This window comes from Actinomadura sp., assembly GCF_044508335.1.
Lineage (GTDB): Bacteria > Actinomycetota > Actinomycetes > Streptosporangiales > Streptosporangiaceae > Spirillospora.
Window position 1 is genome coordinate 18,139 of record NZ_JBIQHY010000081.1, and the last position, 13,952, is coordinate 32,090.

Here is a 13,952-nt window from a genome sequence, read left to right on the forward strand (position 1 = left end):
CCGAATGCCGTTCTAATAGTCTGTGGCCCACGTCCGAGAAGAGGTGGGTCATGGCGATCGGGTTGACCGAGGAGCACGAGGCGCTCGCCGCGTCGGTGCGCGGGTTCGCGGAGCGGAACATCACCGCGGAGAAGGTGCGGGAGGGCGACGCCGGGCTCTGGCCCGCCCTCGCCGCCCAGGGCTTCCCGGGCGTGCACCTCCCCGAGCCCCTCGGCGACGGGTTCGGCCTCGTCGAGCAGGCCGTCGTGCTGGAGGAGCTCGGCCGGGCGCTCGCCCCCGGCCCGTACACGCCGACGGTGCTGGCGGCCACGATCCTGAGCGCGGCCGGAAGCGACGTGCACGGGCTCACCGGCGGCACCGCGGCCGGGGCGGTCGGGCTCTCGGGCGCCCTGGAGCGGGACGGCTCCACCGTCTCCGGCACGGTCCAGCCGGTGCTGGGCGCGCCGCTCGCCGACGTGTTCGTGCTCCGCGCCGGTGACGGCTGGGTCGTCCTCTTCAAGGACGACGTCGCAGTGGAGCCGCTGGAGTCCCTCGACATCACGCGTCCCGTGGGGAAGGTCACCGCCGACCGGGTGGCCATCCCCGAGGAGCGCTTCCTCGGCGCCGTGGACGGACGGGCCTTCGCCACCGTCCTGCTGGGCGCGGAGGCGTGCGGTGTGGCGGGGCGCGCGCTGGACGACGCGGTCGCCTACGCCAAGCTCCGCGAGCAGTTCGGGCGTCCGATCGGCCAGTTCCAGGGCGTCAAGCACAAGTGCGCCCGGATGCTCATCGCGGTCGAGCGCGCCAGGGCCGCCGTGTGGGACGCGGCGCGCGCGCTGGACGAGCCCGAGGAGCAGCGCGCCTACGCGCTCGGCGTCGCCGCGGTGCTCGCGGCCGACGCGGCGGTCACCTGCGCTGAGGGCAACATCCAGATCCACGGTGGCATCGGCTACACCTACGAGCACGACGCCCACCTCGTCTACCGCCGGGCCCTGACGCTCCGCGCACTGCTGGGCCGGGCCAGTGAGCACCGGGCGGAGGTCGCCGCGCTCGCCGTGCGGGGCGTCCGGCGGCCGATGAGCGTCGAGCTGGACGAGGACGCCGAGCCCGTCCGCGAGGAGATCCGCGCCCGCGTCGCCGAGCTGGCCGCGATGGAGCCCCTCGAACAGCGCGCGGCGATGGCGGAGGGCGGCTGGGTGACGCCGCACCTGCCGAAGCCGTGGGGGCGGGGCGCCGGGCCGCTGGAGCAGATCGTCATCCAGCAGGAGCTGGAGGCGGCGAAGGTGCGCCCGGTGCCGCTGATGATCGGGGCCTGGGTGGTCCCGTCGCTGGTCCAGTACGGGACGCCGGAGCAGCAGGAGCGGTTCCTGCCGCCGACGCTGCGCGGCGAGCTGATCTGGTGCCAGCTGTTCTCCGAGCCGGGCGCGGGCTCCGACCTCGCCGGGCTGCGCACCCGCGCGGAGCGCGCCGAGGGCGGCTGGACGATCACCGGCCAGAAGATCTGGACGTCGCTCGCCCGCGACGCGCAGTGGGGCATCTGCATCGCCCGCACCGACCCCGGCCGGCCCAAGCACGACGGCATCACCTACTTCCTCGTCGACATGAAGTCGCCGGGCATCGAGATCCGCCCGCTGCGCGAATGCACGGGCGACGCCGTGTTCAACGAGGTGTTCCTGGACGGCGTGTTCGTGCCGGACGACCTCGTCGTCGGCCCCGTCAACGCCGGCTGGCGGGTCGCCCGCACCACGCTCGCCAACGAGCGCGTCGGCCTGACCAGCAGCTTCCAGCTCGGCGGCGACCTGCCGAAGCTGCTCGACCTCGCCGCCGGGCTCGGCCTGGACGGCGACCCGGTCGTCCGGGACGGTCTCGGCCGGCTCGCCTGCGACGAGCACTCGTTCAAGCTGCTCGGCCTCCGCGCCACGCTGAAGCAGCTGTCGGGCACCGACCCGGGCGCCACCGCGAACGTCCGGAAGCTGGTGGCGATGGAGCACGGCCAGCAGGTCACCGAGTTCGGGTTCACGCTCCTCGGCGAGGAGGGCGCGCTGACCGGCGGCTGGAAGGACGACCTGCGCGCCCGCTGGACCCGGTACCTGCTGGCGTCCCGCGCCATGAGCATCGGCGGCGGCACCACCGAGGTCAACCTGAACGTGATCGGCGAGCGCATCCTCGGCCTGCCCCGGGACCCCGAGCCGGCGCGGTAGCCGCGCGGGTCGGGTAGCGTCCAGGCTCGACATGGGGGAGCGGGCCAGTTGACTGAGCGGACGCGGCACCTGGTGGCCGCGCTGACCGGGCTGGGGCTCGGGCTTGCGGCACTCGGGCCGGGGCTCGCGCCCGGGTTCGTGCTGTCGTACGACATGGTGTTCGTGCCCGACCCCGCGTTCACGGCGATGACGTTCGGGCTGACGGGGACCGTCCCCCGGCACGTCCCGAGCGACGCGTTCGCCACCGCGCTCGCCTCCGCCGTGCCCGCGGACGCCGCGCAGAAGCTCGTCCTGCTGGCGATCTTCGTGATGGCGTGCACGGCGGCGGCGTCGCTGGTGCCGTCCCGCCGCATGCCGCCGCGCCTCGCCGCCGGGGTCTGCTACGCCTGGAACCCGTTCGTCGCCGAACGGCTCCTCCTCGGCCAGTGGGCCCTGCTCCTCGGCTACGCGGCCCTGCCCTGGGTGGTGGCGGCCGCCGCCCGCACGGCCGAGCCCGGCGGCACCCGCCGCCTCGTCCGCACCCTGCTTCCCGCCGCCGTCGGCGGGTTCGCGGCGCTGACCGTCACCGGCATCACCGCCCTGACCGTCGCGCTGACGACCGCCCGGTGGAGACGCCGGCCCCCTCCGGGGCCGGGGGAACGGCCCGTGCCCGCGCGCCCCGGAGGCTCCGCGCCGCTCGCCGCGGCGGCGCGGGTCGCCGCGGCCGTGGGCGTCCTGAGCCTGCCGTGGCTGGTCCCCGGGGTGCTGCGGCCGGCGGGGCTGCCGGCGGACGGGGAGGCCGTCGGCCTGTTCGCCGCCAGGGCGGACACCCCGTTCGGGACGCTCGGCAGCCTCCTCCTGCTCGGCGGCGTGTGGAACGGCGAGACGGTGCCGGACGGCTACGGGGCGCCGGTGACCGCGACGATCTGGCTGCTCGTCGTGGTCGTCGCGCTCGCCGCCTACCGGCGATGGGGCCGGGGCCCGGTGTGGTGGCGCGGCGCCGCGGTCGCCGCCGCCGCCGGCTTCGCGGTCGCGGCGCTGGGCGCGGTCGCCGCTCCCGTCCTCGAAGGGCTCGTCGGCCTGTGGCCGGGGTTCGCCGTGCTGCGGGACGGCCAGCAGTACGCGGCGCCGCTCGCCGTCGTCGTCGCGGTCGGGCTCGGCGCGGCCGCCGAGCGGGCCGCCGAGGCGAGATGGCCGGGGGTGGCCGCCGCGGCGATGGCCGTGCCGGTGTTCCTGCTGCCGACGCTGGCGTGGGGTGCGGCGGGCGAGCTGCGGGCCGTCCACTACCCGGACGACTGGGCGCGGGCCAGGCAGATCATCGACCGCGATCCCGCGCCGGGCGACGTGCTGGTGCTGCCGTGGGCGTCGTACCGGAGCTACCCCTGGAACCACGGCCGCCGCGTGCTCGACCCGCTGCCCCGCTACCTGCACGGCCGGCACGTCATCGCGGACGACGCCGTCACCGTGGACGGCACGACCGTCCCTCCCGAGGATCCGAGGGCCGTCCGGCTCGCCCCCGCCGCGAAGAACGGGGCGCCCGCCGCCGCGACCCTCCGCGACGCGGGCGTACGGTACGTCGTCGTCGACGCGGAGACCGGCGCGGTCCGGCCGTCCGGCCCGGCCACCGAGGTGCTGCACGGCGCCGACTTGGCCGTCTACCGGATCGATGGGGCCGCCGAGGTGCCCGGGGAACGCGTGCCGGCAGCGCCCGTCGCGGCCGCCTGGGGCATCATGAGTCTGGTCGTTTTCTGGTCAATTCTGGGCGCACGTATTACTCTGAGCCTTCCGTTACTCGGCAGTATCAAGGCCCGCAGCCCCCATCATCGACGAAGGATCCCCTGATGCGCATCGCCATCGCCGCGTTGGTCGGCGTTCTGCTCGCCGCCGGAGCGTCGTTCGGCACGGTACAGCTCGTGAACGCCTCCCAGAAGGACCCGGTCATCAAGCCGTTGTACAACTACGGCTCCCGCTGACCTGTAGGCCCTGATGGGGACCTGGCGTGACGGCCGCACCCTCCTGGAGATCGTCGTTCCCGCCTACAACGAGGCCGACAGGCTTCCGGCGGGGCTGGCCCTGCTGTGCGACAAGCTCGACGGCCTTCCGCTGCGGGCGGAGGTCATCGTCGTCGACAACGCCAGCACCGACGGGACGGCCGACGTGGTCCGCGGGTGGGACGGTCCGGTACCGGTGCGGCTGGTGCGCTGCGAACGCCGGGGCAAGGGAGCGGCGGTCCGGGCAGGGCTGCTGGAGACGCGGGCCCCGTACGTGGGGTTCATGGACGCCGATATGGCAACAGACCTCGCCGCGCTGGACGAAGCCATCGTCCTGCTGCGCGAGGGCCGCCCGGTCGTGGTCGGGTCAAGGCGCCACGGTCGGTCGGTCGTCCAGGGATACGCGCTGCCGATCAGGAGACTCGGCGCCATCACGTTCAACCGGATCGTCCGCGACCTCGTGGGCGGCATCCAGGACACCCAGTGCGGGTTCAAGTTCTTCGACGGGCCGCTCGGGCGCGCCGCCGCCGAAGAGCTCCGCACGGTCGGGTTCTCGTTCGACGTCGAGCTGCTGGCCCACTGCGTGCGGCGGGGGGCGTCCGTGACGGCGATCCCGGTGGTCTGGCGCGACCGCCCGGGGTCGACGTTCTCGGTGCGGCGCCACTCGCTCCAGTGCCTGCTGGACCTCGCACGCATCCGCGCACGCGCCGGTCTCCGCATGCCCGGCGTCCCGGCGGCGCCGAACATCCCCGTCGCGCCCGTCCGGTCGGTCCCGGCCGACTCGAAGCTCCCCGAGCCGCGGCCGGTGCCGGTCACCGCCTCCGAGAAGGCGCCGGCGCCGAGCGCCAAGACGGGATGAGCGCGGATCTGCGGCTGGCGGTCGTCAACTGGCGGGATCCCGGGCACCCCGCCGCGGGCGGTGCGGAACGCTACGCCTGGGAGCTGGCCCGCGGGTTCGCCGGCCGGGGGGACCGCGTCCACTATGTGACGTGCAGGGCGCCCGGCCAGCGGCGCAGGGAGCGGGCCGGCGGCGTGGAGTTCGTGCGCCTCGGCGGCCGGTTCACCGTCTACCCGCTCGTCCTGCTGTGGATGCTGGCCCACCGCCGCCGCTTCGACGCGGTCGTCGACTGCCAGAACGGCATCCCGTTCTTCACACCGTGGGTGCTGCCGCGCCGGGTCCCCGTGTTCTGCGTCGTCCACCATGTGCACGACGCGCAGTTCGGCCTGTACTTCCCCCGATGGCTGGCCTGGCTCGGGCAGATGCTGGAGGGGCCCGTGAGCCGCTGGACGTACCGGCGGCACGCGTTCGTGGTCGTCTCGCCGTCCACGCTGCGCGCCGTCCGGGAGCGGCTGGGGTGGACGGGGGCCGCGCACATCGTCCACAACGGCTCGTCGGTCGCCGAACCCGGCGGCGCGGTCCCGGCGCCCGCCGGAGACCCCGATCTGGTGTGCGTGACGCGGCTCGTCCCGCACAAGCGCCCGCATCTGCTGCTCGACCTCGCGCAGAGCCTCGCCGAGACGCGGCCCGGGCTGAAGCTCCACATCGTGGGGGACGGCCCCGAAGCGCCCGCCCTGAAGGCCGCCATCAGCGCGCGTGGCCTGGACGGCACCGTCATCGCGCACGGGTACGTGGCCGAGAACGTCAAGGCGGCCCTGGTCGCGCGCGCCGACCTGCACCTCAGCACGTCCCAGGGCGAGGGCTGGGGGCTCAGCGTGATCGAGGCCGCGGCCCTGGGCGTCCCGACCGTCGCCTACGACGTGGACGGCCTGCGCGACGCGGTGCGCGACGGCGCCACCGGATGGCTCGTCCGCGACGGCGACGACCTGGCCGCTGTCGTCGAACGCGCTCTCAAGGAACTCGACGACCCCGCGCAGCGCGAGCGCACGGCCGCGGAATGCCGGAGGTGGGCGGCGGAGTTCGACTGGGCCCGCACCGCCGACCGGATGCGCGGCCTGATCGGTACCGCCGTCCGCGAAGCGCGCCGCCGCGGGTACTTTGGCGGACACCCTGGCTGACGTCCCGGGGGAGCACAGAGAGGGGCAGAGGGCGAGCATGGCCGTGGGAGAGGCGAATCCGCCCCGCGCCGGCGCGTCCCGCCCGCCCGGCCCCGGCGGGCCGGACGGCTGGGACGCCGCCGCGCGGCTGCGGGAGCGGCTGCGCGTGCTGGCGTGCTGCCTCGCGCTGACCGCGATCGCGTTCGGCACCCGGCCCGGCGCCATCCTCGCCGACACCAAGATCGACATGGCGGTGAACCCGCTCGGGTTCCTCGGCCGCGCCCTCCACCTGTGGGATCCCGAGCAGTTCGGCCAGCTGCAGAACCAGGCCGTCGGCTACCTGTTCCCGATGGGGCCGTTCTTCGCGCTCGGCGACGTGCTCGGCATGCCCGCGTGGATCACCCAGCGGTTCTGGCTGTCGCTGCTGATGTGCCTCGCCTTCACCGGCACCTGGCGGCTGGCCGGGCGGCTCGGCATCGGCGGGACGGGGCGGGACGGGCAGTGGACCCGGCTGTTCGCCGCGACGGCGTACGCGCTCGCGCCGAACGGGCTGGCCACCCTCGGCCAGATCTCCTCGGAGTACCTGCCGGTCGCGATGCTGCCGTGGATCGTCCTGCCGCTGGTCGCCGCGGCGTCCGGCGAGTGCGGCCGGCTCCGGGCCGCGGCGCGGTCCGGGCTCGCCGTCGCCTGCTGCGGCGGCATCAACGCGACCGCGACCGTCGCCGTCCTCGTCGTCCCGTTCCTGTACATCGTGACGCGGCCGCGCGGGTCGCTCCGCGTCCGGCTGCTCGCCTGGTGGTCGGCGGCGGTGGGCGCCGCGACCGCGTGGTGGCTGGCGCCGCTGCTGCTCACCGGCACGTACGGGTTCTCCTGGCTGACCTACACCGAGAAGGCGGAGACGACCACCGGGCCGACCGGCCTGATCAACGTGCTGCGCGGCGCGGAGCGCTGGGTCAACTACCTGATCGTCGACGGCCAGGTCTGGTGGCCGGTCGGGCACGGCCTCTCGCTCAGCCCGGTGCCGATCGTCTGCACCGGCGCCGTCGCCGCCCTCGGCCTCGCCGGGCTGCTCGCCCGGCTGCTGCCGGAGCGGACGTTCCTGCTGCTCACCCTGCTGACCGGGCTCGCGATCGTGTCCATGGGCCACATCAGCGACATCCCCGGCCCGTTCGCCGCCGAGCTCCGCGACCTGCTCGACGGCCCGCTCGCGCCGCTGCGCAACCTGCACAAGTTCGACGCGGTCGTCCGGCTGCCGCTCGCGTTCGGGCTCGCCCACCTGCTCACCGCGGCCGGCCGCCACCTGCGGGACCGCAGGTCCCGCGACGCGCGGGTGCGCGGCCTGACCGCCGGGACCGGCCCGGCGTTCGGCATGGCGCCGCGGTCGCTGCTCAGCCTGCCGGTCGCCGCCGCCGTCGCGCTCGGCGGCGTCGGCCTCACCGCCGTCTCGCACGGCCTGTCCGGGCCCGGCGACTTCAAGGAGGTGCCGAAGTACTGGCGGGACGCCGCCTCGTGGATCAACGCGCGGGCCGGGCAGCAGGGCGTGCTCGCCGTCCCCGGCGCGGCGTTCGGCGAGTACCTGTGGGGCCGGCCGATGGACGACATCGTCCAGCCGCTGCTGACCGCCCGGTGGGGCGTCCGGCAGCTGGTCCCCGCCGGGTCGCCGGGCTACACGCGGGCGCTCGACGCCATCGACCTGCAGGTGCGGTCCGGGCAGGGGTCGCCGGGGCTCAGCGCGTTCCTCGGCCGGATGGGCGTCCGGTACGTGCTGGTCCGCAACGACCTGCGGCGGGAGACGCTGCGCGGCGCCTGGCCCGCCCGCCTCCACCAGGCCCTGGACGGCTCGCCCGGCCTGCGGAAGGTCGCCTCGTTCGGCCCGCCCCTCGGCGGCGGCAACCAGGACGCGGTGACCGACTTCGACCAGAGGTACCCGCCGCTGGAGGTGTACGAGGTCGAGGGCGCCGCCGGCGTCGCGACCCTGACCGGCGCGGCCGACCCCGTCCGCGTGTACGGCGGGCCGGAGTCGCTGCTCGCCATGGCCGACGACGGCGCGCTGCCGGACGGTCCCGTCCTGCTGGACGACGACGCCCCCGACCTCGGCGGCACTCCGGTCGTGGCCGACTCGCCCCGGCTGCTGCGGCGCGACTTCGGCGAGCTGCACCAGACCTCCCCGACGATGTCCGCGGCGCGCAGCGGTGAGGCCGCCGACGTCCTCGACACCGGCTGGAAGCGGTACACCACCCACGTGACCTACGGCGGCGGCGTCCGCGACGTCACGGCGTCCACGTCGGCCGCCGGCGACGACGCGATCCCGCAGTCCCGCGATCCCGGGGACACCCCCTACGCCGCGTTCGACGGGGACCGGCTGACCGCCTGGCGGACGGGCGGCTGGAACGGGCCGGCCGGGCAGTGGCTCCGCGTCGACTTCGACCGCGCCCGCGACGTCCGGGACCTGACCGCCACGTTCGTGCAGAACACCGCGCTCGGGCCGCCGGTCGCCCGCGTCGCCGTCGAGACCGAGAACGGCAGCCTGGAGCAGGACGTCCGGCAGAGCGCGAACCCGCAGCCGCTCGACGCGCCCGACGGCCCGACCCGCTGGCTGCGGCTGCGCATCACCCGGCTCGCCTCCGAGCCGATCGTCCCGGCGTTCGCCGCCGCGGCGATCGCGGAGGTGTCGATCGGCGGCGTGACGCCGACCCGCACCTACACGATGCCCGCGCCGCGCGGGCTCGACCGGCCCGCCTCCTACGTGATGAGCCGGGCGCCGGGCGCGGCGGACGAATGCATGAGGGGCGGCGCGCGGTGGGTGTGCTCGCCGTCCCTCGGCTCCGGCGACGAGGAGGGCGCGGGCTTCGACCGGACGTTCACCTCGGCGGTGACCGGCAAGGCGCCCGTCACCGGGACGGCGGTCCTCGCCGACCAGCGGCTCATCGATCGGTACACGGCCGTCCACGGGCAGCCGGTCGTCACCGCCAGCTCCACCCTGTCCGGGCACCCCGCCGACCAGCCGCGGTCCGGCTTCGACGGCGACCCGGCGACGTCCTGGATCTCCGCGGAGCGGGACGCGGAGCCGACCTACTCGGTGCGGTGGCACGGCCGGGAGCGGGTGTCCGCGCTGACGGTCGTCCGCCCGCCCGGCGCCGCGGGCCCGATCCGGCTGCGGGTCGAGGGCGCGGACGGCCAGATCCGCGAGGGCCTGTCGGACGGCAAGGGCAGGCTCTCGTTCGCGCCGATGTCCACCGACCGGCTGACGATCACCTTCTTCCGCGACGGCCGGACCCAGCCCGTCCAGCTCGCGGAGCTGACCATCCCCGGGGTGAAGCCGTTCCCGGACGTGCACACCTACCCGCTGGAGCTCCCGTGCGGATACGGCCCCAAGCTGCAGGTCGGCCCGCCCGCGGACCAGGCCGGCCAGACCGCCGCCCAGACCGGCGGGGCCGGCGCCGGCCGGGCGGGCGGTGGCCAGGGCACGACGATCCAGACGAAGGCGACCGGGACGCTCGGCGACCTCCTCGCCGGCCGGCCGCTCCGGTTCAGCGCCTGCGAGCAGGCCGTGCTCACCAAGGGCCAGAACCGCCTCGCGTCGGTGCCGTTCGACGGCTACCGCATCGACACCGTCACGGTCGGGACCAGGCCCGGACCCGACGCCGCCGCCGCGCCGCCGCAGGAGGTCAAGGTCATCAGCTGGGGCTCCAGCTCCCGCAGGCTGGAGGTCGACGCCGCCGCCGCCTCGTTCCTCACCGTGAACGAGAACTTCAACACCGGCTGGCACGCGACGACCGCCGGCGGCACCGAGCTGCGGGCCGTCCGGCTGGACGGGTGGAAGCAGGGCTGGCTCGTCCCCAAGGGCACCAGCGGCGTCGTCGAGCTGACCTACACGCCCGACCAGGCTCAGCGGATCGCCGTCGTCGCCGGCCTCAACCTGCTCCTCGTCCTGCTGATCGCCGCGCTGTGGCCCGGCCCCGCCCGCGGCCGGCGGCCCGACCCGCGCGCCAGGGTCGCCGGGACCGGCTGGCCCGCGTGGGCGGCGATCGGGCTCGCCGCCGTGCTCGGCGGCTGGATCGCCGGGGTGCCGGGCGCCGCGGTCGCCCTCGGCGTCGCGGTCCTGTGCGGCTGGGCCCGCACCCGCGACTCCGCCGTCCTGCGCGCGCTCGCCTCCCCGTGGCCGATCGGGCTCGCCATGCTCGCCGGCGCCGGCTGCATCGCCGCCGGGATGCGGCTCCACCTGCTCGACAACCCGGCCGCCCCGTCCGGCCCGCTCGGCGACATCGCGCCGCAGCTGCTCGGGCTCGCCGTCGTCGGGCGCGTCGCGGTCGAGCTGTGGCGGCCGAAGCCGCGCGGCGGCGGCGACTCCGGCGGGCGGATCCCGCTCAGCTGGACGGCACCCGGGCAGGGGCCGGGCGGGCCCGGTCCCGGCGCCGGGCCAGCCGCTGGACCGGCCACTCCACCAGGTAGTAGCTCAGGGTCCCCGCTGCGATGGACGCCGCCCCCAGCAGCGGCAGATCCGTCGCGACGTCCCCCCGGAAACCCCGGTCCGTCGCGTCGTACCAGGAAACGATGATCAGCAGCTGCCAGGCGAACACGCCGTAGGAGATCCGGCCGAGGAACCGCATCACCCGGTTGCCGAGGATCGCGCCGAGCGCGGGCTGCCCGGCGGGCGCCAGCGCGACCGGCGCGACCAGCGCAGCCGCGGACAGCCCGAACACGACCAGGTGCAGCACGGACGTCCAGAACGTGTCCGGCGTCTGCAGGCTGAGCGGGCCCGCCGCCGGCGTCGCCGCCACCACGTACAGCATCGCCGCCGCGACCCAGCACGCCGCCCACGAGTCCGACACGGCCCGGCACAGCGCCGCGACCGGGCGCCGCTCGTCCAGCCGCGCCCACACCGTCACCACCGCGAGCGCCATCCCGGTCGCGAACCAGACGAAGTACCGCGGCAGCCACAGCCCCATCTCGCCGTGCCGTTCGGGGACGAACATGGCGGCCGTCCAGGGGAACGACAGCGACGCGTAGACGCCGATGCCGATCAGGAGCCGCCTGGCCCGGGCGCCGACGTCGTGGCTGCGCGTGCGGCGCGCGTACCAGGCGAGGACCGCCGCGGTGAACGGGAGCGTCGCATACCAGGCGACCTCGACGACGAGGCTCCAGAACTGCCCGAGCTCCGCCGGGCCCAGGGGCCCGTTCCACCACGGATCGGGCAGGTAGGTCTGCGTGAGGGTGAGCAGCGACGCCCACGTGACCGGGTCGCCGATGTGGTCGCGTCCCGCCGTGGCCATGAAGACCGCGATCACCGCCCAGTAGGCGGGCATGATGCGCAGCACCCGCTTGCGCAGGTACGCGGCCGTGCGCGGGGCCGCCCTGCCGTCCAGCGCCGCCGCGGCCCACGGCCGGTAGAGCAGCAGCCCGGACAGCGCGAAGAAGATCGGCACGCCGATCTGGCCGCCGTTGAACAGCCACCGCGGCCCGTTCGGGTTGGTGGTGGACCCGGCCGCGCCCGCGACGTGGAAGACGAGTACGGCGAGCGCGGCCACGGCGCGCAGCCCGTCGATCGTGTCCTGGCGCCCGGAGATCGGCGGCGGCGCCGGCCGCGCCGCGGTCCTCACCGGTCCCTCTTCCGCAGGACGAGGAGCAGGTTCCAGGTCGCGATCTCGCGCAGCCCCGGGACGCGGACGACGCCCTCCGCCCAGCGCGGGTGGTAGCGGGGCAGCGCGTCCAGGACCCGCACGTCGTCGCGCCGCCGCGCCCACGCCAGCGCCGCCGACACCGACACCGGGTGCAGGTTGCGGCCGAACCGGTTCTTCGGCGGCCGCCCGGTCCGGCGCTCGTACCAGCGGGCGGCCCGGTCGCCGCCCAGGTAGTGCCACGGCGAGGTCTCGTGCCCGCCCCACGGGGACAGCCAGTTGGTGAACGACAGGAAGACCGTCCCGCCCGGCCTCGTCACCCGCACCATCTCCTCGCCCATGCGCCACGGGTCGGGGACGTGCTCCAGCACGTTGGACGAGAAGCACACGTCGGCGGACCCCGTCCGGAACGGCAGGGCCAGCGCGCTCGCGACGAGCCGGTTCGCCTCGCGGCCGCCGTGCGCGGTCAGCTCCCCGAGGTCGTGGTCGATCCCGGTGCAGCGCGCGCCGGCGGCGGCCAGCGCCCGCGCGAAGAACCCGAAGCCCGTCCCCACGTCGATGACGGTCGCGCCCCGCAGGTCCGTGTACGACCCGAGCTGCGCGACGGTGTCCCGCGCCATCACGTCGTAGAAGTACTCCGGATCGCTGCGCTCCCGGCGGAACGCGGTCAGCAGCCGCACCGACCGCGCCAGCGTCGCGCAGTGCCGCGGGACGGGCGGGAGCCCGCCGTGCGCGGCCCGCGTGTGCGCCGCAGGCTGATCGTGTGCCGCCGCGGTCAATGATCACCTCGCCTGTGTCGGGGCACCGGGGTAACGCGGAGCTTACCGGCCGGTACGGGGGCAGGGCAGCCACTCCGCCGGTCCGTGCGGCCATCCCGGGGCGAGAGTGACGTCCGCGGGGTCGAATGCCTACTCTTATTGGACGCGCGGTATCAGGGGTCCTGTAGGGTAACTCGGACATGCCGGACCCGGCCTCTTGGCCGTTGACGATGACGACGGCAGTCCCGGAGGTGTTCATGCGGCGACCGGTCGGCCTGGTCCTGATCGGCCTCGGTGCCTTCTTCCTCGCGCTCGCGCCGCTGGTCCGCTTCTACGTGGCCGACCAGGTGGTCGTCGCGCCGCTGAACCGCTACCAGGTGACGCTGCTGCAGTCGAAGGACTCCACGTACTTCGACCAGGCGGACCTGAAGACGAAGACCGGCGTCACGCTGCTGGCCAAGAACACCGTCCGCGGCGATGTCCGCGCCAACGAGGGCGACGACGACATCGCGGTCTGGGACTCCACGACCAACATCTACGACGAGGCCCAACCGGACAAGCCCATCCAGATCCAGGGCTTCCGCATCGCCTTCGACCGCCGGACGGGGCGGCTGGTCAACTGCTGCGGCGTCAACGTCGACGGCGACAACACCGTCCGGATGTCCGGCTACGGGCTGCTGTTCCCGATCGCGAACGTCCACAAGCGCGACTACCCGTTCTTCGACATGACGACCAAGCAGTCGGCGCCGATGCAGTTCGGCGCCGTCGAGAAGGTCCACGGGCTCACGACCTACCGGTTCACCCAGACGATCCCGCTGACGAAGACGGCCGCGCTCGACACCAAGCTGCCCGCGAAGATGCTGGGGCTGCCGGAGGACGCCGGGAACCAGAAGGTCGACCGCTACACCGAGGCGTACAACACGGTCTGGGTCGACCCGCGCACCGGCATCCCGGTGAAGCACCGCGACAACATCCGCAGCACCGTCCAGACGGCGGACGGCAAGGGGCGGATGATCGTCGCCCAGGCCGACCTGATCACGGTCGACAAGGACCAGAAGGCCCTGGTCGACCTGGCGAACAAGACCGCGCTGCAGATCGACCTGGTGCGCAGCTACATCCCGGCCGGCTCGGTCCTCCTCGGCCTCATCCTCCTGTTCGTCGGCGGCTTCCTCGGCCTGGCGCGGCGCGAGCCGCCGCCGATCGAGGCGCCCCGCCGCCCCGACGGCAAGTTCGGCGACATGACCCCGCCCGGCCCGCCGCGGCCCCCGCGCCCGCCCGCCGCCCCGGCTCCGGCCCCGGACCCGGCGCCGCCGGCCCGCCGCCCGGCACCGGGCAGCCAGCGCCAGCGGCGCAAGGCCGCCGGCCCCTCCAGACGCCGCTGACCCGCCCGCCCCACGGCCCGCGCCCCCCGGCGCGGGCCGTTCCGGCATG

Annotated in this window: 8 protein-coding genes and 1 pseudogene; 7 read left to right on the plus strand and 2 right to left on the minus strand. The window is 75.2% G+C overall.

Annotated features, from left to right (window positions below; genetic code table 11):
* The first annotated feature begins 50 nt into the window (after nucleotides 1-50).
* The 6 genes and pseudogenes from ACIWVC_RS24010 to ACIWVC_RS24035 form a co-directional block, all read left to right on the plus strand.
* A complete protein-coding gene (locus tag ACIWVC_RS24010) occupies nucleotides 51-2,180 on the plus strand; it encodes an acyl-CoA dehydrogenase (protein WP_396449805.1) in 2,130 nt (709 codons plus the stop codon).
* A 48-nt stretch (nucleotides 2,181-2,228) separates the two neighbouring features.
* Nucleotides 2,229-4,001 carry a hypothetical protein gene (locus ACIWVC_RS24015; protein WP_396454601.1) on the plus strand — a complete coding sequence of 591 codons (1,773 nt, stop codon included), beginning with the start codon at nucleotides 2,229-2,231 and terminating at the stop codon, nucleotides 3,999-4,001.
* Entirely contained in the window at nucleotides 4,001-4,132 is a 132-nt protein-coding gene (locus tag ACIWVC_RS24020) for a hypothetical protein (protein WP_396449803.1), read from the plus strand. The genes ACIWVC_RS24015 and ACIWVC_RS24020 overlap by 1 nt, the downstream gene beginning before the upstream one ends.
* Nucleotides 4,133-4,145: 13 nt before the next feature.
* On the plus strand, nucleotides 4,146-5,009 hold the full coding sequence (locus tag ACIWVC_RS24025; protein WP_396449802.1) for a glycosyltransferase: 864 nt from the start codon (nucleotides 4,146-4,148) through the stop codon (nucleotides 5,007-5,009).
* Complete coding sequence (locus ACIWVC_RS24030) at nucleotides 5,006-6,166, plus strand: glycosyltransferase family 4 protein (protein WP_396449801.1); 1,161 nt, start codon at nucleotides 5,006-5,008, stop codon at nucleotides 6,164-6,166. The genes ACIWVC_RS24025 and ACIWVC_RS24030 overlap by 4 nt, the downstream gene beginning before the upstream one ends.
* Nucleotides 6,167-6,203: 37 nt before the next feature.
* A pseudogene (locus ACIWVC_RS24035) lies at nucleotides 6,204-8,318 on the plus strand (alpha-(1->3)-arabinofuranosyltransferase family protein); the annotation flags it as partial.
* A 2,194-nt stretch (nucleotides 8,319-10,512) separates the two neighbouring features.
* Here the strand turns inward: ACIWVC_RS24035 and ACIWVC_RS24040 are convergent.
* Nucleotides 10,513-11,745, minus strand: a complete 1,233-nt coding sequence (locus ACIWVC_RS24040) for an acyltransferase family protein (protein WP_396449800.1) — start codon at nucleotides 11,743-11,745, stop codon at nucleotides 10,513-10,515.
* The gene (locus ACIWVC_RS24045; protein WP_396449820.1) at nucleotides 11,742-12,455 is read right to left on the minus strand and encodes a class I SAM-dependent methyltransferase; all 714 of its coding nucleotides are present in this window, start codon (nucleotides 12,453-12,455) and stop codon (nucleotides 11,742-11,744) included. Before ACIWVC_RS24045 ends, ACIWVC_RS24040 begins: the two co-directional genes overlap by 4 nt.
* A 323-nt stretch (nucleotides 12,456-12,778) precedes the next feature.
* On the opposite strand from ACIWVC_RS24045, the gene ACIWVC_RS24050 reads away from it, so the two are divergent.
* Nucleotides 12,779-13,903, plus strand: coding sequence for a DUF3068 domain-containing protein (locus ACIWVC_RS24050; protein WP_396454602.1), 1,125 nt, complete (start codon nucleotides 12,779-12,781; stop codon nucleotides 13,901-13,903).
* The last annotated feature ends 49 nt before the right edge of the window (nucleotides 13,904-13,952 follow it).

What these genes read in the sequence shown, in the direction of transcription:
- ACIWVC_RS24020 (WP_396449803.1), top strand. Translation starts at nt 4,001, where the DNA reads ATGCGCATCGCCATCGCCGCGTTGGTCGGCGTTCTGCTCGCCGCCGGA.
- ACIWVC_RS24010 (WP_396449805.1), top strand. Translation starts at nt 51, where the DNA reads ATGGCGATCGGGTTGACCGAGGAGCACGAGGCGCTCGCCGCGTCGGTG.
- ACIWVC_RS24050 (WP_396454602.1), top strand. Translation starts at nt 12,779, where the DNA reads ATGCGGCGACCGGTCGGCCTGGTCCTGATCGGCCTCGGTGCCTTCTTC.
- ACIWVC_RS24025 (WP_396449802.1), top strand. Translation starts at nt 4,146, where the DNA reads ATGGGGACCTGGCGTGACGGCCGCACCCTCCTGGAGATCGTCGTTCCC.
- ACIWVC_RS24030 (WP_396449801.1), top strand. Translation starts at nt 5,006, where the DNA reads ATGAGCGCGGATCTGCGGCTGGCGGTCGTCAACTGGCGGGATCCCGGG.